Here is a 24855-nt window from a genome sequence, read left to right as displayed (position 1 = left end):
CCTTAAGCAGGGTGCGGTCGCCTTTTGCCGCACGACCTGGAAGTGCCATCGTGACTTCAGCATTGCGCCTTTTGCAAATCGTCGCCGTCTCAATGGCCCTCGCATTGAGCTGCGAGGCACGCGCCGCCACCGACATCGCGCTGTGGCACGCCATGTCGGGCGAGCTTGGCAAGCAGCTCGAGAAGCTCACCTCCGACTTCAACGCCTCGCAGTCGGATTATCGCATCGTTCCAACTTATAAGGGCAGCTACACCGAGACGGTGACGGCTGCGATCTTCGCCTTCCGCTCGCGCAGCCAGCCCGCGATCGTCCAAGTCAACGAGGTCGCCACCGCCACCATGACCGCGGCCAAGGGCGCGATCTATCCGGTGTACAGCATGATGCGGGACATGGGCGAGCCGTTCTCGCTCAACGATTACCTTCCCGCGATCTCCGGCTATTACACCGACGCGGCCGGCAATCTCTTGTCGTTCCCGTTCAATTCGTCGACGCCGATTCTCTATTACAACAAGACCATGTTCCGCGACGCCGGTCTCGATCCGGAAACGCCGCCGAAGACCTGGCCCGAGCTTGGCACCGTGGCAAAACGCCTGCGCGACCATGGTGTCGCGTGCGGCTTCACCACGTCGTGGCCGTCCTGGATCCATGTCGAGAATCTTTCGGCCTACCACAATCTGCCGCTTGCGACCCGCGCCAACGGCTTTGCCGGGCTCGACGCGGAGTTGACCATCAACAATCCGGTCGTGGTCAAGCACATCGCCCAGCTCGCCGAATGGCAAAAGACAAAACTGTTCGACTATAGCGGCCGCGGGCAGTCGGCCGAGCCGCGCTTCCAGAACGGCGAATGCGGCATCTTCATCGGGTCTTCCGCAACCCGCGCCGACATCAAGGCGAATTCGAAATTCGAGATCGGCTACGGCATGATGCCGTACTGGCCCGACGTAAAGGGCGCACCGCAGAACTCGTTGATCGGTGGCGCCACGCTGTGGGTGCTGCGCGACCGCCCGCGCGAGGAGTACAAGGGCGTGGCGCGGTTCTTCGCCTATCTGTCGCAGCCCGGCGTGCAGGCCGCCTGGCACCAGAACACCGGCTATCTGCCGATCACCCGTGCTGCCTTCGAGCTGACGCGTGCGCAGGGTTTTTACGAGCGCAATCCGGGCTCGGCGATCTCGTTCGAGGAGATTACGCTGCATCCGCCAACGGAGAATTCGAAGGGCATCCGGCTCGGCTCCTTCGTGCTGATCCGTGGCGTGATCGAGGACGAGCTGGAGCAGGCCTTTGCCGGCCACAAGGGCGCGCAAGGAGCGCTCGATTCGGCGGTCGAACGCGGCAACAAACTGTTGCGCCAGTTCGAGCGCGCCAGCCCGGATAGGTAGCGGCGGTTTGTCGCGCCCGAGGCGTGATGCCCGTTCACCGGCGAAGTCAATCGGCCGCCACACAACCTGAAATATGTGTGCGAGTTCACACGCAACGGGCCGTGCGCCTGCAATAGTCTCGAAAGCATGTCGCCCGAACTGGCGGCAACGCTTGTCGCCGCCAGTTCGGCAGCGATGATCTTGCAGTCGTTTCATCCTTTCATTTTCGTAGAAAATCGAATTGGAGGCTATAAATGCCCTGCTCATGTTTCATCATCCCGAATGACATTCTGACCAGGCTCTCCCAGGACAAGAAGCTCTCTGCCTCGGTCCGCAAGCGGATGGTCGACACGGTCCAGATCAGTCACGAACTGCGCGAATTGCGGACACAGGCCGCGAAGTTCACGAGCGTCGCTGCGACGCGTGCCGATGGGTTGGTCACGCTTGCCGCAGCACCATCAGTCACGGTCTACGACTGCAAGCACACGCAAACACTGCCGGGTACGCATGTCTCGAAGCCGAAGACGTCGTCGGACGGCTCCGTCAAACGCTCCTTCAACCAGACCAGCAAAGTGGCAAAGTTCTACAAGGAGGTCTTCAACCGGAATTCGATCGACGATCACGGCATGACCATGATGTCGTCGGTTCACTTCGGCGAGAAATACAACAACGCGATGTGGAACGGGTCGCAAATGCTCTATGGCGACGGTGACGGCAGCATCTTCGTCGATTTCACCCGGGGCAACGACGTCATCGGTCATGAGCTGACCCATGGCGTGACCCAGCACAGTCTGCAACTCGTCTATAGCGGCGATGCCGGGGGCCTGAACGAGAGCATCTCGGATTGCTTCGGCTCGATGTTCCGGCAATGGGAAGCCAAGCAGAACGTCAAGAAGGCGGACTGGCTGATTGGGCGCGATATCATGGGGGCTGCCTCGAAGAAGAAGGGGTTCACCTGCCTGCGCGATATGGCCGATCCCGCAGCCAAGCACTGCCTGGCGCCGCAACCGACCAAATATTCGCAAGTCACGCCGGGCATGGATCCGCACTATGCAAGCGGGCCGCCGAATCTTGCTTTCTGCACGGCTTGCGTGACGCTCGGCGGTAATAGTTGGGCCCAGATCGGGCAAGTGTGGTATCGTTCGCTGACGGGCTTCGGCCCGACGCCGAACATGACGATGAAGGCATTTGCCGCCCGGACCCGTCAGGTGGCGCATACAATGTATCCGAACGCGCCCGCTGTCTCCGCTGCCGTCAATGCGGGGTGGACGAAAGTGGGGCTGTAACCGGTGCAGCACGCCGCGAAAGGGTGAAAGCGTGGATCGTTTGAAGATCGAGCGCGTCGGAGGGGTCGCCGGCTTCGGCGGCCCTCACCTCAAGAGCCGCGGCGAACTGGCGCTGTCGGATTTGTCGCCCGCCGATCAAAAAACGGTGGAGTCGCTGTTTGCCGATCCGAACAAAGTCCCGGCGACACATCCAGGTCAGGCCGACGCGTTCAGTTACCGGATCACGCGTGGCGCCCGCACCATCGAAATTCCCGAGCATGCCGTTCCCGCGACCATCAAGAACAGCGTCAAGGATGTGCTGGAATAAGTGCGGGCGGGGTCGGTGATCTGATGAGCAAGGCGCAGTCGCCGGATTCGTTCGGGCTGTCGGCATCGACGCATCTGGACGCCTACCGCACCCTGCGCGCCGACCCGTCGCGCTGGCTGCCGATCGCAATCGATATCGCGCGCAGCCACGGTGTCGATGGCCGCGCGCATGTGTTTGCGACCGGCACCAATCTCGTCGCAGGCTTCGGCGAGAAGCTGATCCTGAAGATTTTTCCGCCGCTGCTGCGCGCACAATTCGTCTCCGAGCGCGGTTCGCTGACGCAGTTGGCCGGCCGCCTCCATCTGCCGATTCCGGAGATCGTCGCCGAAGGCGAGCGCGACGGCTGGCCTTATCTCATCATCACACGCCTTGCCGGCACGCTCGGCTCGGAGGTCTGGCCACAACTGCCGGAAGCGCAGAAGGAGCGCGTGCTGCGCCAGATCGGCGAAACCATCGCGGCCGTGCAACGCGCGCCGCTCGGCCCGCTTGCGCAGATCGAGCCGCGCTGGGATGCGTTCATGCGCGCGCAGATGCAGGGCTGTCGCGCACGGCACGAACGTCTCGGCCTTGCGCCAAAGTTTCTCGCCGGTCTCGACGATCTCCTGCGTGACGCAGCCGAGCTCATCCCGATGGATGCGCCGCCGGTGATCCTGATCGGCGAATACATCCCCGAAAATTTCCTGCTCGCCTGTCACGGTGGCGACTGGTCGCTCGCCGGCCTGTTCGACTTCGGCGATGTGCGGACTGGATGGCGCGACTACGATCTGCTCGGCCCCAGCGCCTTCATGGCGGCGGGCTCGTCAGGCCGGGTGCGCAGCCTGCTCGGAGGATTTGGCTATGCCAGGCCCGACTACGCACTCAAGCGGCGCCTGATGGCCCTGATGCTGCTGCACCACGCCAGCGACCTCAACAGCCACATCTGTATCGAGGGCTGGCAGGAGAGGGTGGACGATCTCGTCGAACTTCAGGATTTGATCTGGGCGGAGTGACCTCGCCCCGATCTCTACCGTCGTCCCGGCGAAGGCCGGGACCCATAACCCCAGGGAAGAGTTTGGCGGAGACTAGCAGTGACTAGTCCTTCCCGTGGTACAGCCGCCTGCGTTGACCGATAGATCACGCGGTATGGGTCCCGGCCTTCGCCGGGACGACACCTGAATGCCGGAATGGTCGCATCACAAACTCAGTTCGTCGTCCGTCGCCAGGACGACACCGAACGGATTGCGATGTCAGCGGGGTCGCCCACCAAATAGGCCGAGAGGAAATTCAGTCTATTTAATGAGCATAGACGCGTCTTTGTATGCAATGCACAAGTCGTGAGCGTCGATGTTTGGCACATTCGATCGTAATTTATATCAAGGAATCAATCAATTAGGTGAAGTGTAAAGCCCCGTTAAGCTTTGGCACGAACCTTGCGAATCCAGTTCCAACCAGAAACTTTTTGAGTTGGAGCCGTTTCATGAAACGCCGCGATTTCCTCAAATCCGTCTCCGGATTGGCCGCTGGCGCGGCGCTTCCGGCCGTGCCGTCGGTGATCTCCTCGGCCAAGGCCGATGCGCGCTCCGAGACGCTGCTGATCGTCTCCGAAGGCGGCCCCAACAATCTCGACATCCACGGCGTCGGCACCAACGTGCCCGGCTATGAAGTGTCCTGGAATTGCTACGACCGCCTGATCAGCCATGAGATGAAGAGCGGCCCCGGCGGGGTGCCCTATTACGACCGCGACAAGTTCAAGGGCGAACTCGCCGACGACATGAAGATCGACGACATGTCGGTCACCTTCAAGCTGAAGAAGAACGCCAAATTCCACGACGGCACGCCGGTCACAGCGAAAGACGTGAAGTGGTCGCTTGATCGCGCCGTCACCGTCGGTGGCTTCCCGACCTTCCAGATGAGCGCGGGCTCGCTGACAAAGCCCGAGCAGTTCGTCGTGGTCGACGACGGCACCGTCCGGGTCGATTTCGCAAAGAAGGATCGGCTGACGATTCCCGACCTCGCCGTGATCGTGCCTTGCGTCATCAATTCCGAACTCGTGAAGAAGAATTCCAGCGAAAAGGACCCGTGGGGCCTCGAATACACCAAGCAGCAGACCGCGGGCTCCGGCGCCTACAAGGTGACGAAGTGGACCGCCGGCACTGAAGTGGTGATGGAGCGCAACGACGATTGGGTCGGTGGCCCCTTGCCGAAGATCAAGCGCGTGATCTGGCGCATGGTGCCGCAGGCCGGCAACCGCCGCGCGCTGCTGGAGCGCGGTGACGCAGACATCTCCTACGAACTGCCGTTCAAGGATTTCCAGGAGATGAAGGCGAGCGGCAAGCTCAACGTGGTGTCGCTGCCGTTCTCCAACGGCATCCAGTATATCGGCATGAACGTCACCAAGGCGCCGTTCGACAATCTCAAGGTACGTCAGGCAGTCGCATACGCGCTGCCGTATCAGAAGATCATGGACGCGGTGATGTTCGGGCTGGCGAACCCGATGTTCGGTGCCGCGAAGGATAAGCCGACCGAAGTGGCCTGGCCGCAGCAGCACAAATACAACACCGACATGGAGAAGGCGAAAGCGCTCATGGCCGAGGCCGGCTACGCCAACGGTTTCGAGACCACGATCTCCTTCGACCTCAATTTTGCCGGCGTCAATGAGCCGCTTTGCGTGCTGGTGCAGGAATCACTCGGCCAGATCGGCATCAAGACCACGATCAACAAGGTGCCCGGCGCCAACTGGCGCACCGAGTTGAACAAGAAGGAGATGCCGCTCTTCACCAACGTGTTCTCGGGCTGGCTCGATTACCCCGAATACTTCTTCTACTGGTGCTATCACGGCAACAATTCCGTCTTCAACACCATGAGCTACAAGTCGGCGGAGATGGACAAGCTGATCGACGGCGCGCGCAACGCGGCGGCGACCGGCGACATCGCGACCTACGACACCGACGTGAAGGGTTTTGTCGATCTCGCCTACGCCGACGTCCCGCGCATTCCGCTGTATCAGCCCTTCGTCAACGTCGCGATGCAGAAGAACATCAGCGGTTACGAATACTGGTTCCACCGCAGGCTGGATTATCGCGCGATGGCGAAGGGGTGAGGCGTCATGAGTGAGGTGAGCACGCTCTTCAAGCTCCCTCCCCCCTTGCGGGGGAGGGTCGGGGAGAGGGGTAGCCACGAACTCCGACCTCGCTTGGGGCCACCCCTCTCCCTAGCCCTCCCCCGCAAGGGGGGAGGGAACGCAGCGGAGCGAGTGGCGCATTTCCGTTTCCAACCACAGCGCACGAGGAGGTCGTCATGCTGACCATGATCGGCAAGCGCCTGATGTTCGCGATTCCGTCGCTGATCGGGGTCGTCATCGTCACCTTCCTGCTGACGCGCGCACTGCCCGGTGATCCCGCGGCCTACTTCGCCGGTCCCGCCGCAACGAAAGAAGCCGTCGAGCAGATCCGCAAGAAGCTCGGCCTCGACAAGCCGCTGATCGAGCAGTTCTTCCGCTATACCAACGATCTCGCCCATGGCGATTTCGGCAACTCGCTCACCACCGGCCAGCCGGTCGCGGCCGAAATCCGCAACCGACTGCCGGCCTCCGCTGAACTGACCCTGATCGGCCTCATCGTCTCGATCGTGATCGCCATTCCACTCGGCGTGCTGGCGGCGACGCGGCCGGGGTCATGGGTCGATCATCTCTGTCGGGTGACGACGACGGCCGGCGTGTCGCTGCCGGTGTTCTTCACCGGCCTGGTGCTGGTCTACGTGTTCTATTTCCAGCTCGGCTGGTCGCCCGCGCCGCTCGGCCGTCTCGACGTTTTCTATAGCGCGCCGACGACAATTACCGGCTTCTATCTGATCGACACGCTGATCGCGCGCGACTTCGAGGCGTTTCGCTCGGCGCTGAGCCAGCTCATCTTGCCGGCGGCGACACTGGCCATCTTCTCACTGGCGCCGATCGCGCGCATGACGCGCGCTTCGATGCTGGCGGTGCTGTCGTCGGAGTTCGTGCGCACCGCGCGCGCCAGCGGCTTGTCGCCGGCGACCGTGATCGTCACCTACGCCTTCCGCAATGCGATGCTCCCGGTCATCACCACGCTCAGCATGGTGTTCTCCTTCCTGCTCGGTGCCAACGTGCTGGTGGAGAAGGTGTTCGCCTGGCCCGGCATCGGCTCCTACGCGGTGGAAGCGCTGATCTCGTCGGATTTCGCGCCGGTGCAGGGTTTCGTGCTGACCATGGCGGTGATGTACGTGCTTTTGAATCTCGTGATCGACATTCTCTATGGCGTGATTGATCCACGCGTGCGGCTTGAAGGCTAGGGGTGAAAGATGAGCTCCGTTGCACCTGCTGTTGAACCCGCCGGTCCCGCCCGCACGTCGGGGCTGGTCGCGATCATCGAACAGACCCGTTACGTTCTCGGTGAGAACAAGGTCACGGGCTTTGCCTTCGGCCTGCTGGTCCTGATTCTCGCCGCCGCGATCTTCGGTCCCTATGTGGTGCCCTATGATCCGCTGGCGTCCGACACTGCCGCGTCGCTGAAGCCGCCCTCGGCCGCGCACTGGTTCGGCACCGACCAATTGGGCCGCGATATCTTCAGCCGCGTCGTCGTGGCGACTCGGCTCGATACCTTCATCGCGGTCGCTTCCGTCGTGCTGGTGTTTTTGATGGGTGGCCTCGCCGGTCTCGCCGCCGGGTATTTCGGCGGCTGGACCGACCGCATCGTCGGCCGCATCGCCGACACCATCATGGCGTTTCCGCTGTTCGTGCTGGCGATGGGCATCGTCGCCGCGCTCGGCAACACCGTGCAGAACATCATTTTGGCCACGGCCATCGTCAACTTCCCACTCTATGCCCGCGTCGCGCGCGCCGAGGCCAATGTCCGCCGCAACGCCGGCTTCGTGCAGGCCGCGCGCCTGTCCGGCAACGGCGAATTCCGCATCCTGCTGGTGCACATTTTGCCGAACATCATGCCGATCATGATCGTGCAGATGTCGCTGACCATGGGCTACGCCATCCTCAACGCCGCGGGCCTCTCCTTCATCGGTCTCGGCGTCCGCCCGCCGACCGCCGAATGGGGCATCATGGTCGCCGAAGGCGCGGGCTTCATGGTGTCCGGCGAATGGTGGATCGCGCTGTTCCCGGGCCTCGCTTTGATGATCGCCGTGTTCTGTTTCAACCTCCTCGGCGACGGCCTCCGCGACATCGTCGACCCGCAGCGGAGGACGTGATGATTGTTTCCAAGCTCGCAGCTGCGCTCCCTCCCCCCTTGCGGGGGAGGGTAGGGGAGAGGGGTAGCCCCGGGCGAGGTCTGTGTTCGTGGCTACCCCTCTCCCTGCCCCTCCCCCGCAAGGGGGGAGGGAACGAGAGAGCGGTGCCCGCCTCACACCCGCAGAAATTCCTCAATGATTCCAGTGCCATTCTACTGTGCATGGGGTTGTTTTCGACGTTTTTAGTGGACCGGAGGCAGTCGTGACCGCCCAGCCCCTGCTCGACGTCCAGGACCTCACCGTCGAATTCAACACCCGCCGCGGCATCGTCAAGGCGGTGCAGCACGTCAACATCTCCGTCGCCAAGGGCGAGACGCTCGCCATCGTCGGCGAGTCCGGCTCCGGCAAGTCAGTGACATCCTACGCGGTGATGCGCATCCTCGATCGCGCCGGCAAGATCGCCGAGGGCTCGGTGATGTTCTCCGGCATCGACGTCAAGGCCGCGACCGAGGACCAGATGCGCGATCTGCGCGGCCGCGAAGTCTCGATGATCTTCCAGAATCCGCGCGCCGCGCTCAATCCGATCCGCAAGGTCGGCGACCAGATCGAGGACGTGTTGCGCACCCATGTGCAGCAAGCCATGGTTTCGGACCACGGCGAAAAGGCGATCGAGGCGCTGGAGCAGGTCAAGATCGCCCGCCCGCGCGAGCGCTACCATGCCTATCCGTTCGAGCTCTCCGGCGGCATGTGCCAGCGCGTCGTCATCGCGCTCGCGCTCGCCTGCAATCCGCAACTGCTGATCGCGGACGAGCCGACCACGGGTCTCGACGTCACCACCCAGAAGGCGGTGATGGATCTCATCGTCGAGCTGACCAAGCGCAAGGCGATGTCGACCATCCTGATCACGCACGATCTCGGCCTGGCGGCTGCCTATTGCGACCGTGTCGTCGTGATGGAGAAGGGCCGCGTGGTCGAGACCGCCAAGGCCGCCGATATCTTCGCCAACCCGCAGCATCCCTATACGAAGAAGCTGATGCGCGCGACACCGCGGCTCGGCGTGTCGTTGCGGGATCTGTTGCCGGAGGAGGAGGGCGCAGCCGCCGCTGCCGCGAGCGCAGCGACCGTGGAATCCGCTCCGACCGCTGCGGCAGGCCAAAAGCCCCTGCTCCTCATCGAAAAACTGGTCAAGGAATATCCCCGCCAGGGCGCGACCGCGACGCTCGGCAAATTGTTCGGCCGCAAGCCGCCGGTCGAGCCGGACGTGTTCCGCGCCGTCGACGGCATCAGCTTCTCGATCGGCCATGGCGAGAGCGTTGGCCTGGTCGGCGAATCCGGCTGCGGCAAATCGACCACGTCGATGATGGTGATGCGGCTGCTTGACCAGACCTCGGGCCTGATCCAGTTCGACGGCGAGGATATCGGCGCCATTCAGCCTGCCTCGTTTGCCCGGCTGCCGCAGCGCAGCCGCATCCAGATGGTGTTCCAGGACCCGACCGACAGCCTCAACCCGCGCTTCACCGCCGTGCGCGCCATTGCCGACCCGATCATGCAGCTCGGCGACGTCAAAGGCCGCGACGCGCTGCGCACCCGCTGCGAGGAGCTGGCGACCATGGTCGGCCTGCCGCTCAACCTGCTGGATCGCTTCCCACACCAATTGTCCGGCGGCCAGAAGGCCCGCGTCGGTATCGCCCGCGCCATCGCCCTGCACCCCAAGCTCGTCATCCTGGATGAGCCGACGGCGGCGCTGGACGTCTCGGTCCAGGCCGTGGTCCTGAACCTGCTCCAGGACCTCAAGGCACGGCTAGGTATGAGTTATCTGTTCGTCTCGCATGATTTGAACGTAGTGCGCTTGTTGTGCGATCGTGTCATTGTCATGCGGTCGGGTCGAATCGTGGAGGAGGGGTCCTCCGAGAGGGTTTTGAGCGATCCGCAGGACGACTACACCAAGGAGCTGTTGACGGCGATTCCGCATCCGCCGCTACCGGTTCACTGAGACGCATAGTTCGAGAGAGTGATGGCCGCCGAACCATTGGACGACTACATCGACGCCGTTTCCAAAGCGCTGGCGCTGCCGGTCGAGGACGCCTGGAGGTCGACTATTCGCGCCAACCTCGAAGTCTCGCTGCGGCTCGCCCGCCTGGTCGACGAATTCGCGCTGCCGGACGAGACCGAGCCGGCGCCCGTGTTCAGCGTCTGACGCCGCCATGACCACCAAGCCAGAGATGACGGCTGCCGACATTGCGAAAGCGGTGGCGGGCGGTCAATTGTCCGCACTCGATGCCACTGAAGCCGCGCTCGCACGGATCAAGCAGCACGACACCGTCCTCAACTCCTTCACCGACGTCACCGCCGATCGCGCCCGTGCCAAAGCGCGCGCGATCGATGCCGACATCGCGGCCGGCAAGAAGGTCGGCCCGCTCGCCGGCGTCCCTTTCGCGGTGAAGAACCTGTTCGATGTCGCGGGCCTTTCGACCCGCGCGGGCTCGAAGATCAACCGCGATCGCGCGCCGGCCAAGCGCGACGCCACTTTGATTGAACGCATGGAAGCGGCTGGCGCCGTGCTGGTCGGCGCGCTCAACATGGGCGAATACGCCTATGACTTCACAGGTGAGAACGTTCATGACGGCCCCTCGCGCAATCCGCATGACACGACGCGGATGAGCGGCGGCTCGTCCGGCGGTTCTGGTAGCGCAGTTGGTGGCGCGCTGGTGCCGATCGCGCTGGGATCAGACACCAATGGTTCGATCCGCGTGCCGTCCTCCTTCTGCGGCATCTTCGGCCTGAAGCCGACCTATGGCCGGCTGTCGCGCGCGCGCTCGTTCCCGTTCGTCGCGAGCTTCGATCATCTCGGTCCGTTCGCACGCTCCGTCACCGATCTCGCGCTCGCCTACGACGCGATGCAGGGGCCGGACTCTGAGGATGCCGCCTGCACCACCACGCGCGGTCTCGAACCGACGACGCCGCTGCTCGCCAATCCGGTCTCGGACCTGCGCATCGCGATCGCCGGAGGCTACTTCCAGAACAACGTGTTTCCGGAAGCTGTCGAAGCCGTCAGCCGTGTCGCCAAGGCGCTTGGCGCGACGCGGATTGTTGATGTGCCGGAAGCCGCGCGCGCCCGTGCAGCCGCTTACGTCATCAGCACCACCGAAGGCGCCTCGCTGCATCTCGATCGCCTACGCAAGCGCCCGAACGATTTTGACCCCGCCGTGCGCGACCGGTTGATCGCCGGCGCCATGGTGCCGGCGCCGCTGGTCGACCGCGCGCAGAAATTCCGCCGCTGGTATCGCGCGCAGTTTGCCGAGATCTTCAAATCGGTCGATGTGCTGATCGCGCCAGCAACGCCCTGCACCGCGCCAAAACTCGGCCAGGTCACCTTCAATCTCGACGGCGTCGAGCTGCCGGTGCGCGCCAATATCGGCATCCACACCCAGCCGATCTCGTTCATTGGCTTGCCCGTGGTCGCAGTCCCGGTGCCGCTCGAGCCGCTGCCGATCGGCGTGCAGATCATCGCCGCGCCCTGGCGCGAGGACATCGCGCTGCGCGTCGCCTACGCGTTGGAAAAAATGGGTGTCGCCGCCGCGCCCGCGCCAAGGGGACTTTGAGAGGATTTTGAGATGGAGATCGATCTCCCCGACGTGATCGCGGAAGTCAAAGCCGCGTTCGATCGTTATGAGCAGGCGCTGATCACCAACGACGTCGCAGTGCTCGGCGAGCTCTTCCGCAACGATCCCCGCACGCTGCGCTACGGCATCGGCGAGAACCTCTATGGCTATGAGGCGATCTCGGGCTTCCGGGCCGGCCGCTCGCCGGTGGGCCTCAATCGCCGCACCGCCAAGACCGTGATCACCAGCTACGGTCGCGATACGGCCGTGGCCTCCACTCTGTTCTATCGCGACACGGCTCCCGGCAGGGTCGGCCGGCAGATGCAGACCTGGATTCGCTTCCCGGAGGGCTGGCGCGTCGCCGCCGCCCATGTCAGCATCATCGACGAGTCGAAAGAGACCTGATCGTATGACGCTTGACGATCTTCCGCAGGGAACACTGCCGGCCGAGCCGGTGGTGCCGCGCGTCGACCGCGCACTGCCGTCAGTGCAGAAGGTCACGCGCGCCGAGGAACTGCGTCTTCAGCTTGCGGACGAGATCGTGCGGGGCGCCCTGGCCCCCGGCGCGCCGCTCGACGAGACTGACATTGCGCGGCGCTTCAATGTGTCGCGCACACCGGTGCGCGAGGCGCTGCGCCAGCTCGTCGCGAGCGGCCTGGTCGAATCGCGCGCCCATCGCGGCGCAGTGGTGGCGCAGCCCTCATTCGAGCGGCTGACGAGCATGTTCGAGGCGATGGCGGAGCTCGAGGCGATGTGCGCCGGCCTCGCTGCCGAGCGCATGACCGCCACTGAGCGCCACGGCCTGGAAGCCGTCCACGAAGAGCTACGGGTGCTGAGCTACGCCGGAAATCCCGATCGCTTCCATGAGGTCAACGAGCGCTTTCACAACGCGATCTATGCCGGCTCGCAGAACGGCTACATCGCCGAGATCACGCTTGCGACCCGCGTGCGGGTGCAGCCGTTTCGCCGCGCCCAGTTCCGCAATCTCGGCCGTCTCGCCAAATCGCAAGCCGAGCACGACCGCGTCGTCGTCGCCATCATGCGCGGTGACAAGCTGGGCGCAGCGGCCGCGATGCGCGCGCATATCGAGCTGGTGCGCGGGGAATATGAGATCTACGCGGTGTCGGTGTAGGCGCGCACTCGGTGCCGTAGGGTAGGCAAAGGCGCAAAGCGCCGTGCCCACCATCTCTCCGCGACGATGTTGGAATTGGTGGGCACGCTTCGCTTTGCCCACCCTACGGTACCTATGTCGTCGCGGCTTCCTTCATATACGCGCGCCAACCGCCATAGTCGGTAATGTCGTGCGCTTCGCCCAGCACCTCCGGTTCGACGAGAAAACCCTTTACGCTTCTGCCGTCCGCGAGCTTCACGGTGCCGATCGCCATCGGCGCGGGAATCGCATTGACGAACTTGCCGAAAGCCGACGACGACAGCGACCAGATCTCGAGCTCGATCGACGCGCCTTTGCCCGCTTCGACGCGCAGCATGCCGGGCTTCGGCGGTGTGGTCTGGAGCGCATAGAGCTTGTAGTCCGGCGCGGTCTTGGTCGCTTCGATTAGCTTCCCGTTCAGCGCCTTCAACTCGCCGTTCAGCGCCATGCCGGAGAGATGCGCGCCGACCACCGCGATCGGGATTTCGTCGCTGCTGCTTGCCGGCAGAGGCGCGAGCGGCGCTTGCGCCACGCCCTTGGCGCCAACGGTCAGCTTCGTGTCCGAATGGAAAACGCGGCCGATGCTCGCGAGCAGCGCATCGTGGCCGGTGGGTGCGAGCAGTGTGATGCCGAATGGAATGCCGTCGGCGCGCATCGCAGCCGGTAGCGCGAGACCGCAGAGATCGAGCAGATTCACAAAGTTGGTATAAGTGCCGAGCCGGCTGTTGAGCTCGATCGGGTTGGCCAGCACCTGCGCGGTCGTATACGCCGTCGGCGCCGTCGGCAGTACCAGCACATCGATATTGGTAAAGGTACGTTCGACGATCTTGCGCAGACCTTGCAAGCGGTAGAGCGCGGAGAAGGTTTCCGCCGCTGTCAGCCGCGCGCCGGCCGCCGTGATCTCGCGCGTCACCGGATGGATCGAGTCCGGTGCGGACGCGAGCAGATTGCGGATCACGAGATAGCGTTCCGCAACCCACGGGCCCTCATAGAGCAGCCGCGCCGTCTCGTAGAACGGCTCGAGATCGAACTCGACCAGCTCAGCGCCAAGCGTGGTCCAGCGCTTCAGCGCCTCGCCGTAAGCCGCTTCCGATTTCTTGTCGCCGAAGAAGATCAACTGCCCGTTGCGCGGCACACCGAGGCGGATTTTCGCGGGGAACGGCGTGATCGCGCCGAGCGGCCGGTCGCGCGAGAACGGATCGGCCTGGTCGGGGCCGGCCATCACGGACAGTGCGAGTGTTGCGTCGTCGACCGTCAAAGCAAATACCGAGATGCAGTCGAGCGTGCGGCAGGCCGGCACGAGGCCCGCGGTCGAGATCATGCCGAGGCTCGGCTTCAGCCCGACGATGTTGTTGAGCATCGCGGGCACGCGGCCGCTGCCCGCGGTGTCGGTGCCGAGCGACAGCGGCACGAGCCCTGCTCCAACCGCCGTCGCCGAACCCGAGCTCGAGCCACCAGGAATGAGATCCTCGCGGAGCGAATTCTTGGGAATGCCGTAAGGCGAACGCACGCCGACGAGGCCGGTTGCGAACTGGTCGAGATTGGTCTTGCCGATGATGATGGCGCCGGCGGCGCGTAGGCGTTGCACCGCGGTAGAGTCGTGCGCCGGCGTGTAGGAGAAGGCTGGGCAGGCTGCCGTGGTCGGAAAGCCAAGTGCGTCGATATTGTCCTTCACCGCGACCGGGATGCCATAGAGCGGCAGGCAGGCGGCCTCCGTGCGCGCGGCGAGCTTCTCGGCTTCGGCGATCGCATCCTTTTCGTCGCGCAGGCTGATGAACACGGCGGGATCGTTATGGTCGCGGATGCGCTGATAGGTTCGCGCGATCGTCTGCGCCGGCGTGACCGTGCCCGCGCGATGCGCGGCCACAATCGCGGCGATCGTTTCAGGCTGCTCAGCCCCCATTTCAGCCTTCATGGCGACAAAACTCCGGCAACTTGTCCTCACCCGGTTTGAAGCAAGCGATGTGCCATTGTGTACAGAAACCGGGCAGGGCGGATGCCTCGGATATTATCGTGGGATCAGTGGCTTGGGGGATATTTCGGTGATCTAGGGGGCCGTCGGGCCAGCGCCCCATAACGGGCATCTGCATAAATCATAGGCAGTCGGGATCAGGTGAAGCCAGCGAGGATCTGAAGCAGCCGCTCCCTGTTCGCCTTGCCGATCTTCGCCTCGACATGCCGCTCGTGCTCGTCAGCGAGCCGCTTGAACTTCGCCAGCGCCGTCTCGCCCTGCGCGGTGAGGTGCAGCGCATGCGAGCGCCGGTCCGTCTTCGACTTGATCCGCTTCACGAGTTTGCGCTGCTCCAGGCTGTCGAGCAGATGCACCAGCCGGGCGCGCTCGATGCCGAGGCGCTTGGCCACTGCCATCTGCGAAAGGCCGGGATTGGCGCCGATCACCGTCAGCACCGAATATTGCGTCGGCCGGATGTCGACGTCGCCCAGCGTCTTGATGAAGTCCTGGAAGATCCAGATCTGGAAGCGCCGCACCGCGTAGCCGGCGTGCCCGACCAGTGCGTCGAGCCCGATCTCGTCCGCATCGTGTTGCCGTGCCGCGCCGTTGGTGGTGCGCTTGCGCGGGGGAGTTCGGGCTGCGGTGGCTGTCACGTCGCGTCTCCTGCCATGTGATCCTTGTAGCCGCTTCACCGGCCGGACGGAAGATTGTTGTTGACGACAACAATCGCCCCGCCCAACATTATGACCAAAGCAGCCCGGAACGAGGCTGCGGCCGAATCCGGATGTCCGGGCGAGGAGGAAACCGATGACAACCGCCGCACGCGGTGACGCTGCAAGCCTGTTCGCAACGCCAAAGACCGTCGCCGAGCATCGCGCCGACGGCAGCATCGTGCTGTGTTCGCCCGACCCCTTGCGCGCCAGCGCACGTTGCGTCGGCGACTGGCTGGAGCAATGGGCGCGGCAGGCGCCGGACAAAATCTTCCTGGCTGAGCGCGGCAATGTCGACGCGTCCTGGACTACCGTCACCTACGCGCAGGCCTTGCGGCAGGTGCGCGCGGCGGCATCATGGATCCTGGCGCAAGGCCTGAGTGCCGAGCGTCCGCTCGTCATCCTCTCCGACAACAGCATCGACCATGCGCTGCTCGCGCTCGCCGCCCAGCATGTCGGCGTGCCCTCGGCCGCGATCTCGCCGGCTTACTCGCTGATGTCCAGGGATTTCGACAAGCTGAAAAGCATGATCGCGCTGCTCGGGCCAGGTGCGATCTACGTCTCGGCAACCAAGCCATTTGCGGCGGCGCTCGCTGCGATCAAACCGCGGCACGATGCGCAGATCATCAGCGGCAATACGGATGATGCCGACGCGCTTGCCTTCCGCACGATCGCAGCAACGACCGAAACTCCCGGCGTCGCGAAAGCCTTCGCCACGGTGACGCCGGACACGATTGCAAAATTCCTGTTCACCTCGGGCTCGACCGGCACGCCGAAAGCCGTGATCAACACCCAGCGCATGCTGACCTCGAGCCAGCAAGCCAAGGCGCAGACGTGGACCTTCCTCGATCAGGCTCGCGACGATCTCGTCATTCTCGATTGGCTGCCCTGGAGCCACACATTTGGCGCCAACCACAATTTCAACCTCGTGCTGCGCAACGGCGGCTCGCTCTATATCGACGGCGGCAAGCCTGCCCCCGGCCTGTTTGCGACCTCGCTCGCAAACCTCAAAAGCGTAATGCCGACGGTCTATTTCAACGTGCCGCGCGGCTTCGACATGCTGATCGCGGCGCTGCGCGGCGACGAGGAATTGCGCCGACGCTTCTTCGGAGAGGTGAAATTCGCCTTCTATGCCGGCGCCGCGTTGCCGCAGAATCTCTGGGATGCGCTCGAGCAGTTGTCCGTCGAGACTGTCGGCCGGCCGCTGCCGATGGTCTCGGCCTGGGGCTCGACCGAGACCTCGCCGCTGGCAACCGACTGCCATTTCCTTGCCGAACGCTCCGGCAATATCGGCGTGCCCATTCCCGGTACTGAACTGAAGCTCGTCAGTTCGGGCGACAAGCTCGAGGTGCGCGTGCGCGGCCCCAACGTTACGCCCGGTTATTGGAAGGCGCCGGAACTGACCAAGCACGCCTTTGACGAAGAGGGTTTCTACCTCATCGGTGATGCCGTGAAATTCGCCGATGTCGGGCGGCCCGAGCGCGGCCTGTTCTTCGACGGCCGCGTCGCGGAGGATTTCAAGCTCAATTCCGGCACTTGGGTCAGCGTCGGCACGCTGCGCGTCGCCGGCATCACCGCACTGGCACCGCTCGCGCAGGATATTGTGGTGACCGGCCATGGCAGCGACGAGGTGCGCTTCCTGGTCTTCCCGAACATCGCGGCGTGCCGCGCCCATGCCGGCCTGCCTGAGACGGCTGATGTGACGGACGTGCTTGGTCACGACAAGGTTCGGATCGCGATCGCGCAGGGCCTCGCGAAATTGAAGCAGCAGGGCGCCAATTCCTCCGGCCACGCGACGCGTGCGCTGTTGCTTGCCGAGCCGCCGTCGGTCGACGGCGGCGAGATCACTGACAAGGGCTACAGCAATCAGCGCGCCGTGCTGACGCGACGTGCGGATGCGGTGCTGCGGTTGAATGATGATGCGTCGAGCGAGTGGATCGGTCTGTAGCCGATCGCGTTGTTAGGCCAGCACTTCTGCCGTATCGCCCGCATTCCGATTATTTTGTTGCTTAAGCAACTAATTTATGCGAACCGTTCCGGACAAGGATGACGGCGGGGGAACCGCCGCGTTTGATCGTGGAGGGAACGATGCTCGGCAGGACTAGTGCCGTGGGCAAATGCCGGCGTGCGCCAGAGAACGACAGAGGATCGTGCCCAACGCGCCATCCGTCAGGTGTCGGTGCCGCCCGTCACCGCGCCGAGATTTTCGTGCAGCCGGCGCAACAGATCGATCAGCACCTCGCGCTCGTCCTTGCTCAGGCACGACAACAGGCGCCGCTCGCGCTCGAAGGCCGCGACGATCACCTTGTCATGAGTGGCGCGGCCGCGCGCCGTCAGCGAGATCGAATGGGTGCGGCCGTCGTTCGGATCGGTGCGGATCGAGACTTGTCCACGCTTCTCCAGACCGGCAAGCGTGCGGCTCACCGGGCCTTTGTCGAAGCCGATGACGTGGCAGATGCGCGAGGCGGGAATGCCGGGCTCGATCGCCAGCAGCGACATGATCCGCCATTCCGTGACGTTGACGCCGAACTGCCGTTGATAGAACGCGGTCGCGCTGTTCGAGAGCTTGTTGGCGATGAAGGTGATGAAGGCCGGGACGTAGCGATCGAGATCGAGCGTCGGTCCCGTCTCAGCGGTCGCAGGTTTTTGGCGGGATTTGGTCGAAGGCGGCATATCGGGCTTCTTAATCGCGGCGTGCCCGCAGACCTAAGGGCAAGCGCTGCCCTTTCACAAGATCAAAATGAGGGAGGACTTCAATGAGTGCACCCGGCTCCCCTGTCACCGGCGTCCCGCATCTGGACGTCGATCCCTTCGCGATGAATTTCTTCGCCGATCCCTATCCGACGCATGAGTTGCTGCGCGAGGCGGGCCCGGTGGTCTATCTCGACAAATGGAACGTCTATGGTGTGGCGCGCCATGCCGAAGTGCATGCGGTGCTGAACGATCCCGCGACCTTCTGCTCCAGCCGCGGCGTCGGCCTCGGTGACTTCAAGAAGGAGGCGCCGTGGCGGCCGCCGAGCCTGATCCTGGAGGCCGATCCACCCGAGCACGCACGTACCCGCGCCGTGCTGTCAAAAGTGCTGTCGCCGACCGTGATGAAGCAGTTGCGCGACCGCTTTGCCGCGGCGGCGGAAGAGCGGGTCCATGTGCTGCTGGAGAAGCGTAGCTTCGATGCGATCACGGATCTCGCAGAAGCCTATCCGCTGTCGATCTTCCCCGATGCGCTCGGACTGAAGCCGGAGGGCCGCGATCACCTCATTCCTTATGCGAGCCTGGTGTTCAACGCCTTCGGCCCGCCGAACGAGTTGCGCCAGGAGGCGATCGCGCGCTCGGCGCCGCACCAGGCCTATGTTACCGCGCAGTGCCAGCGCGATCATCTCACGCCCGGCGGCATCGGCGCCTGCATCCATGCCCATGTCGACGAGGGTGCGATTACAGCCGCTGAGGCGCCGCTATTGGTGCGCTCGCTGCTCTCCGCCGGCCTCGATACTACCGTCAATGGCATCGGTGCGGCCGTCTATTGCCTCGCGCGCTTCCCGCAGCAGTGGCAACGCTTGCGCAACGATCTCACCCTGGCGCGCAACGCTTTCGAGGAAGCGGTGCGGTTCGAGAGCCCGGTGCAGACCTTCTTTCGCACCACGACGCGTGATGTCGAACTCTCCGGCGCGAGCATCGGCGAGGGCGAAAAGGTCCTGATGTTCCTTGCCGCAGCCAATCGCGATCCGCGCCGGTGGGACAAGCCCGACAGCTACGACATCACCCGTCGCACCTCCGGCCATGTCGGCTACGGCTCGGGCATTCACATGTGCGTCGGTCAGCTCGTGGCGCGCCTTGAAGGCGAGACGATGCTCGCCGCGTTGGCGCGTCGTGTCGCAACGATCGAGATCACCGGCGAGCCGCGCCGCCGCTTCAACAACACGCTGCGTGGGCTCGATAGCCTGCCGGTCACTATCACGCCGGCTTAAGGGGGACATCATGAAACATCTGAAGTGGACGCTCGCATTGGCCGCAAGCCTCGTGAGCGGTGCGGCGAGCGCCGAAATCTCGGACAATGTCGTGCGGGTCGGCGTGCTCAACGACATCTCCGGCATCTTCCAGGACACCAATGGAATGGGCTCGGTCGAAGCCGCGCGCATGGCGGCGGAAGACTTCAACGGTGGCGGCAAGGGGATCAAGGTCGAGATCGTCTATGCCGACCACCAGAACAAGGCCGATGTCGGCAATGCCATCGCGCGCAAATGGCTCGATGTCGAGGGCGTCGACGCCATCGTCGACGTGCCGAATTCGGCGGTAGGCCTCTCCATCAACACGCTTCTGCGCGATAGCCGCATGACGTTCCTGGCATCGTCGACGGCCAGCTCCGATCTCACCGGCAAGGCCTGCTCGCCCAATACCATTCAATGGGTCAACGACGCCTGGGCGACCGGCAACACCACGGCGGCCGCGATGATGTCGCGCGGCGGCAAGGACTGGTATTTCCTCACGGTCGATTATGCGCTGGGCAAGGGCATCGAGGCGGAGGCGCAGAAGTACATCGAGGGGCATGGCGGCAAGGTGCTCGGCTCCAGCAAACATCCGCTCGGCACCTCCGATTTCGCCTCGTTCCTGTTGCAGGCGCAGGGCTCGAAAGCGCAGGTGATCGGCCTCGCGAATGCGGGCGGCGACACCATCAACGCGGTGAAGCAGGCGGCCGAGTTCGGCATCCAGCAGGGCGGGCAAAAGCTCGTTGCCTTCCTGCTCTTCATCAATGACGTCCACGGCATGGGCATCAAGGTCGCGCAAGGTCTCCAGCTCATGGAAGCCTTCTACTGGGACATGAACGATGACACCCGCGCGTTTGCCAAGCGATTTGCCGCGCGGCCCGGCATGAACGGCAAGATGCCGAGCGGCAACCAGGCCGGCGTCTATGCTTCGACGCTCGCTTTTCTAAACGCGGTGGCCACGACCGGCAGCGACAACGCGAAGGACGTCGTGCCGGAGATGAAGAAGTTCAAAGGCAAGGACAAATTGTTCGGCGACACCGCAATCCGCCAGGATGGCCGTGTCGTGCATCCGATGTATCTGTTCGAGGTGAAGAAGCCGGAGGAGTCGAAATATCCGTACGACTATTACAAGCTGGTTTCGACCATTCCTGCTGATCAAGCGTTTCGGCCGTTGGCGGAGGGTGGGTGTGCGTTGGTGAAATAGCGCAGTCTCGTGCCCCGGACGCAGTGCGGCGCGTAGCGCTGCGCTGCAGAGCCGGGGCCCACAATTCTGGGTCCCGGCTCTGCGTCGCGTCATTTCATGCCGCGCCGCGTCCGGGAAACGAGAGGAGACTCACCCCACCACCTTGCTGCTTCCCTGCGTGATCAGCCGCGCGGCGCGCTGGTTGCGGCCGTAGATCCAGAGCCAGCTCAGCGCGACGCTGAGGCGGTGGCGCAAGCCGATCAGGAAATAGATGTGGGCGATGCCCCAGATCCACCATGCGATCGTGCCGCGCAGCTTGATGCGACCGAAGTCGATCACTGCGAGGCGCTTGCCGATCTGGGCGAGGCTGCCGGAGTGTTTGTAGCGGAACGGGCCTGTCGGCTCTCCCCGCAGGCGGGCCTTGATGGTCTCGGCGACATGCCGGCCCTGCTGCTTGGCAGCGGGCGCGATGCCGGGCACCTGCTTGCCATCCCAGGCATTGATCAAGACGGTGTCGCCGACCGCAAAGATCTCGGGATGGCCGGGGATCGTCAGGTCGGCCTCGACCTGCACGCGTCCGGCGCGATCGGCCGGTGCGCCCAGCCACTCGGCGGCGGGCGAGGCGCGCACGCCGGCGGCCCAGATCATGGTCTTCGCGTTCAGCCGCTGTCCACCATAGACAACGCCGTCGCGGTCGATCTCGGTGACGGCCTGGTCGAGCACGACCTCGACACCGATCTTCTCGAGAGAGGCCTGCGCATAGGCCGAGAGATCGTCGGCAAAGCCCGCGAGCACGCGCGGTCCTGCCTCGATCAGCACCACGCGCGCCTTGGTCGTGTCGATGTTGCGGAAATCATCCGGCAGGGTGTCATGCGCCATCTCGGCGATGGTGCCGGCAAGTTCAACCCCAGTCGGTCCGGCGCCGACGATGACGAAGGTCATCCGCGCCGCGCGCTTGGCCGCATCGGTCTCGCGCTCGGCGCGCTCGAACGCCACCAGGATGTGGCGGCGCAGTGTGGTCGCATCCTCCAGCGTCTTCAGGCCGGGCGCGAACTGCTCCCATTCGTCATGGCCGAAATAGGCGTGCCGTGCGCCGGTCGCGAGCACCAGCGTGTCGTACGGCACCTCGCTGCCGTCATCGAGCAGCACCGTGCGCCTGTCGGCGTCGACGCCGCTCACCGTCGCAAACAGTGTCGTCACCTCGCGCCGGTCGCGCATGAGATGGCGGATCGGCCAGGCGATCTCGCTGGTCGCAAGCGAAGCGGTCGCGACCTGGTAGAGCAGCGGCTGGAACAGATGGTGATTGCGGCGGTCGATCAGCGTGATCGCGACCGGGCTGCCGGCGAGCCAGTGGGTCGTCTCCAGCCCGCCGAAGCCGGCCCCGACGATAACGACGCGATGGGGAGTTGCGGCCATGATGCATCCTCGAATCTCGCTGCTTCGCTCTATCATTTAAGTGCCGATTAAGGCGCCGCAGTCCAATAGCCGTCATCAATCGGGAAATAGGCGGGGCGTATCGTACGCCCCGCGAAAAAGCGCCGCAGGCTTCGTCGAAGTGAGTAGAATTATATTTCTTGCCATCCCCGATTGGGGCGAAATATGGTGCAGGGACGGGCGCTGAGCCATTGGCAGCTCGACAGATTTCGCGCTCTAGTGAGATAGACCCGGGACAGCGATCACCTCGTTCCCGGGGTCAATAAATGAGGAGGGGAGTGGTTATGAGGACAGCATTCTGGCTGGCGGGCGCGGCTGCGCTTGCGCTGGCAAGCCCGGCGTTCGCCGGCGACACCATCAAGATCGGTTTCGTCTCGACGTTCAGCGGCCCGACCGCCGTGATCGGCAACGACATGCGCAACTCCTTCGAGCTCGCGCTCGACCACATCGGCCGCAAGATGGACGGCAAGCCGGTCGAGGTGATCTACGAGGACGACGGGCAGAAGCCGGATGTCGGCAAGCAGAAGACCGAGAAGCTGGTGCAGTCCGACAAGGTCGACTTCATCGTCGGCTATATCTGGTCGAACGTGTTGCTGGCCTCGCTGAAGACCGCGGTGGACTCGCAGACCTTCCTGATCTCGGCCAATGCCGGCCCGTCGCAGATCGCGGGCGATCTCTGTTCGCCCTACGTGTTCTCGACCTCCTGGCAGAACGACCAGACGCCGGCCGCGATGGGCCTCTACATGAACCAGAAGGGCGTCAAGAGCGTCTTCCTGATCGGCCCGAACTACGCCGCCGGCAAGGACATGCTCGCGGGCGTCAAGAGCACCTTCAAGGGCGAGATCAAGGGCGAGGAATACACGGTCTGGCCGAGCCAGCTCGACTTCTCCGCCGAACTCTCCAAGGCGCGCGCATCCGGCGCGGAGTCGATCTTCGTGTTCTATCCCGGTGCTGCCGGCGTGCAGTTCCTCAACCAATATGCGCAGGCCGGCCTGAAGAGCACGATGCCACTCTACACGGCGTTCACCGTCGACGAGCTGTCGCTGCCGCTCCAGAAGGAGAACGCGCTCGGCGTCCCCGGCGCGCAGGAATGGGTCAATGACCTCCCCAACGAGCAGAACAAGCGCTTCGTCGCCGACTATCGCAAGAAGTACACCGGGCTCCGCCCGACCTATTACGGCGCGCAAGCCTATGACGCGGCCCAGCTCATCAACAGCGCGGTGGTCGCGGTGAAGGGCGACACCAGCAAGAAGGACGCGATGAAGGCCGAAATGGAAAAGGCCAACATCAAGTCGCTGCGCGGCCCCTTCAAGTTCGGCAACAACCACATCCCGGTGCAGAGCTTCTACCTCCAGGACGTGGTCAAGGACGACGAAGGCCAGCTCGCGTTGAAGACGGTCGCGACGATCGTTGAGAACGACCAGGATCGCTTTCACGACAAGTGCACGATGAAGTGAGCTGATTGCCACGATGCATGCTGCCCCTTCTCCCCTTGCGGGAGAAGGTGGCGCGAAGCGCCGGATGAGGGGTTGGCTCCGCGAACTCTCTGCGAGAGGTGTGTACGCGGAGAGAGACCCCTCACCTGTCTCGCCGCTTCGCGGCGAGCCACCCTCTCCCACAGGGAGGGCTTTGCACAATCGGCTGCACGTGATTCTTTGAATCATGGCTGATTCTAGCGAGGGGAGCCATGGTTGAGCGCAATGTCGGTCAGATGAGCTTGGCGGATGGCCTGGTTCGGGCACCGCGAAGCAGCATCCTGGATGAGGTGGAGGCTGTTGTGGATTGGGCGCCGCTGCGCTCGCTGCTTGGCAAGCGGGGCGGCGATGGTGCCGGCAACAGCAGCTATCCGGCGGAAGTCTTGCTTCGCTGCTTGCTCGCCGGGATCTGGCACAATCTGTCTGATCCCGCGCTGGAAGCGGCCATTGCAGACCGGTTGTCGTTCCGCCGCTTTGTTGGTCTGAGCCTGCACGATCAGACCCCGGATCACACGACATTGTGGCGGTTTCGGCAGGAACTCGCCAAGGACGGTCTGATCGAGAAGATCTTCACTGAGATCAATCGGCAGTTGGAGGCCAAGAAGCTGATCCTCAAGCAGGGAACGCTGGTCGACGCCTCGTTAATCGCGGCACGAGCCACTCCGCCCCGCAAGGCACGCAAGGATGGCGAGGATACGCCACCCAAACCATCTGCGGATCGCGATGCTCGCTGGGGCCGGAAAGGCAAAAAGAGCGTGTTCGGCTATAAAATCCACACGGGCGTGGATGCAGGTCACACCCTCATTCGTCGCGTCCATGTGACGGACGCCTCAATCACCGATACCGAGCCAGCGGATCGTCTGTTCTGCGGCGATGAGGCCGCGGTCTATGGCGATCAGGCCTACTACACGCATGCCCGGCACGCGCGTCTTAAAGAAGCTGGCATCAAGGACCGCCTGATGCATCGGCCCAACAAGCATCATCCCGAACTGCCGCCGCGGCAGAAGCTGCGCAACAAACTAATCGCCAAGGTGCGCGCCGCCGTCGAGCGTCCGTACGCCGTGTTCAAGGAGCATTATGGTCTCCGGCGGATGCGCTTCTTCAACTTCGAGCGCAATCAGGTGCACATCGTGCTGGCCTGCTGCGCCTACAACCTACGGCGTGCGGCCGGCGCATTGGCCGCACAACGCCAGGAGTCCGTCTCCGCATGAAAAAACAGAGGACAACAGGGGATGAAATGA

General features: G+C 63.8%; 21 protein-coding genes. 17 read left to right on the top strand and 4 right to left on the bottom strand.

Annotated elements, in window-relative coordinates; all coding sequences use genetic code 11:
* The first annotated feature begins 50 nt into the window (after positions 1–50).
* From ugpB to UP06_RS22425, 12 genes are all read left to right on the top strand, one after another.
* Positions 51–1376 carry a sn-glycerol-3-phosphate ABC transporter substrate-binding protein UgpB gene (gene ugpB, locus UP06_RS22480; RefSeq protein ID WP_283806040.1) on the top strand — a complete coding sequence of 442 codons (1326 nt, stop codon included), beginning with the start codon at positions 51–53 and terminating at the stop codon, positions 1374–1376.
* Between the two features lie 233 nt (positions 1377–1609).
* Entirely contained in the window at positions 1610–2641 is a 1032-nt protein-coding gene (locus UP06_RS42450) for a M4 family metallopeptidase (protein ID WP_045005842.1), read from the top strand.
* Between the two features lie 40 nt (positions 2642–2681).
* A complete protein-coding gene (locus UP06_RS22470) occupies positions 2682–2948 on the top strand; it encodes a protealysin inhibitor emfourin (RefSeq protein ID WP_045005841.1) in 267 nt (88 codons plus the stop codon).
* A gap of 23 nt (positions 2949–2971) precedes the next feature.
* The gene (locus UP06_RS22465; protein ID WP_045005840.1) at positions 2972–3937 is read left to right on the top strand and encodes an aminoglycoside phosphotransferase family protein; all 966 of its coding nucleotides are present in this window, start codon (positions 2972–2974) and stop codon (positions 3935–3937) included.
* A gap of 467 nt (positions 3938–4404) precedes the next feature.
* Positions 4405–6027: an ABC transporter substrate-binding protein gene (locus UP06_RS22460; RefSeq protein WP_045005839.1), complete on the top strand. Its 1623-nt coding sequence runs from the start codon at positions 4405–4407 to the stop codon at positions 6025–6027.
* 197 nt (positions 6028–6224) lie between these two features.
* Entirely contained in the window at positions 6225–7238 is a 1014-nt protein-coding gene (locus UP06_RS22455) for an ABC transporter permease (RefSeq protein ID WP_045005838.1), read from the top strand.
* A 9-nt stretch (positions 7239–7247) separates the two neighbouring features.
* A complete protein-coding gene (locus UP06_RS22450) occupies positions 7248–8147 on the top strand; it encodes an ABC transporter permease (RefSeq protein ID WP_045005837.1) in 900 nt (299 codons plus the stop codon).
* Between the two features lie 241 nt (positions 8148–8388).
* Positions 8389–10119, top strand: a complete 1731-nt coding sequence (locus UP06_RS22445) for a dipeptide ABC transporter ATP-binding protein (RefSeq protein ID WP_045005836.1) — start codon at positions 8389–8391, stop codon at positions 10117–10119.
* A 21-nt stretch (positions 10120–10140) separates the two neighbouring features.
* Positions 10141–10323, top strand: coding sequence for a DUF4089 domain-containing protein (locus tag UP06_RS22440; RefSeq protein ID WP_045005835.1), 183 nt, complete (start codon positions 10141–10143; stop codon positions 10321–10323).
* 7 nt (positions 10324–10330) lie between these two features.
* Complete coding sequence (locus tag UP06_RS22435; protein ID WP_045005834.1) at positions 10331–11728, top strand: AtzE family amidohydrolase; 1398 nt, start codon at positions 10331–10333, stop codon at positions 11726–11728.
* Positions 11729–11740: 12 nt separating this feature from the next.
* Positions 11741–12133, top strand: coding sequence for an oxalurate catabolism protein HpxZ (gene hpxZ / locus UP06_RS22430; RefSeq protein ID WP_045005833.1), 393 nt, complete (start codon positions 11741–11743; stop codon positions 12131–12133).
* A 4-nt stretch (positions 12134–12137) separates the two neighbouring features.
* On the top strand, positions 12138–12860 hold the full coding sequence (locus UP06_RS22425) for a GntR family transcriptional regulator (protein WP_045005832.1): 723 nt from the start codon (positions 12138–12140) through the stop codon (positions 12858–12860).
* Positions 12861–12972: 112 nt separating this feature from the next.
* On the opposite strand, the gene atzF is transcribed toward UP06_RS22425, so the two are convergent.
* Both atzF and UP06_RS22415 read right to left on the bottom strand, forming a co-directional pair.
* Entirely contained in the window at positions 12973–14781 is a 1809-nt protein-coding gene (gene atzF, locus UP06_RS22420) for an allophanate hydrolase (protein ID WP_156163154.1), read from the bottom strand.
* Between the two features lie 206 nt (positions 14782–14987).
* Complete coding sequence (locus UP06_RS22415; RefSeq protein WP_045005830.1) at positions 14988–15482, bottom strand: MarR family winged helix-turn-helix transcriptional regulator; 495 nt, start codon at positions 15480–15482, stop codon at positions 14988–14990.
* 154 nt (positions 15483–15636) lie between these two features.
* Here UP06_RS22415 and UP06_RS22410 point away from each other — a divergent pair, with 154 nt between their 5' ends.
* Complete coding sequence (locus tag UP06_RS22410) at positions 15637–17487, top strand: feruloyl-CoA synthase (RefSeq protein WP_045005829.1); 1851 nt, start codon at positions 15637–15639, stop codon at positions 17485–17487.
* 221 nt (positions 17488–17708) lie between these two features.
* Here the strand turns inward: UP06_RS22410 and UP06_RS22405 are convergent, their stop codons facing one another.
* Positions 17709–18212, bottom strand: a complete 504-nt coding sequence (locus UP06_RS22405; protein WP_045005828.1) for a MarR family winged helix-turn-helix transcriptional regulator — start codon at positions 18210–18212, stop codon at positions 17709–17711.
* Positions 18213–18295: 83 nt separating this feature from the next.
* Between UP06_RS22405 and UP06_RS22400 the strand changes: the two genes are divergently transcribed.
* Positions 18296–19504, top strand: coding sequence for a cytochrome P450 (locus tag UP06_RS22400; RefSeq protein ID WP_045005827.1), 1209 nt, complete (start codon positions 18296–18298; stop codon positions 19502–19504).
* Positions 19505–19514: 10 nt separating this feature from the next.
* Positions 19515–20726, top strand: coding sequence for an ABC transporter substrate-binding protein (locus tag UP06_RS22395; protein WP_045005826.1), 1212 nt, complete (start codon positions 19515–19517; stop codon positions 20724–20726).
* 129 nt (positions 20727–20855) lie between these two features.
* Here UP06_RS22395 and UP06_RS22390 read toward each other — a convergent pair whose 3' ends face one another.
* The gene (locus UP06_RS22390) at positions 20856–22121 is read right to left on the bottom strand and encodes an NAD(P)/FAD-dependent oxidoreductase (RefSeq protein WP_045005825.1); all 1266 of its coding nucleotides are present in this window, start codon (positions 22119–22121) and stop codon (positions 20856–20858) included.
* 302 nt (positions 22122–22423) lie between these two features.
* On the opposite strand from UP06_RS22390, the gene UP06_RS22385 reads away from it, so the two are divergent.
* Together UP06_RS22385 and UP06_RS22380 are read left to right on the top strand one after the other, a co-directional pair.
* Positions 22424–23596 (top strand): ABC transporter substrate-binding protein, encoded by a 1173-nt coding sequence (locus tag UP06_RS22385; protein ID WP_045005824.1) that lies wholly within the window; start codon positions 22424–22426, stop codon positions 23594–23596.
* Positions 23597–23826: 230 nt separating this feature from the next.
* Entirely contained in the window at positions 23827–24825 is a 999-nt protein-coding gene (locus tag UP06_RS22380; protein WP_044999899.1) for an IS5 family transposase, read from the top strand.
* Positions 24826–24855: the final 30 nt, after the last annotated feature.

This window comes from Bradyrhizobium sp. LTSP857 (assembly GCF_000938285.1).
GTDB lineage: Bacteria > Pseudomonadota > Alphaproteobacteria > Rhizobiales > Xanthobacteraceae > Bradyrhizobium.
Note: the sequence above shows the minus strand (reverse complement) of the source record. Positions and strands in the feature narration are given on the sequence as shown.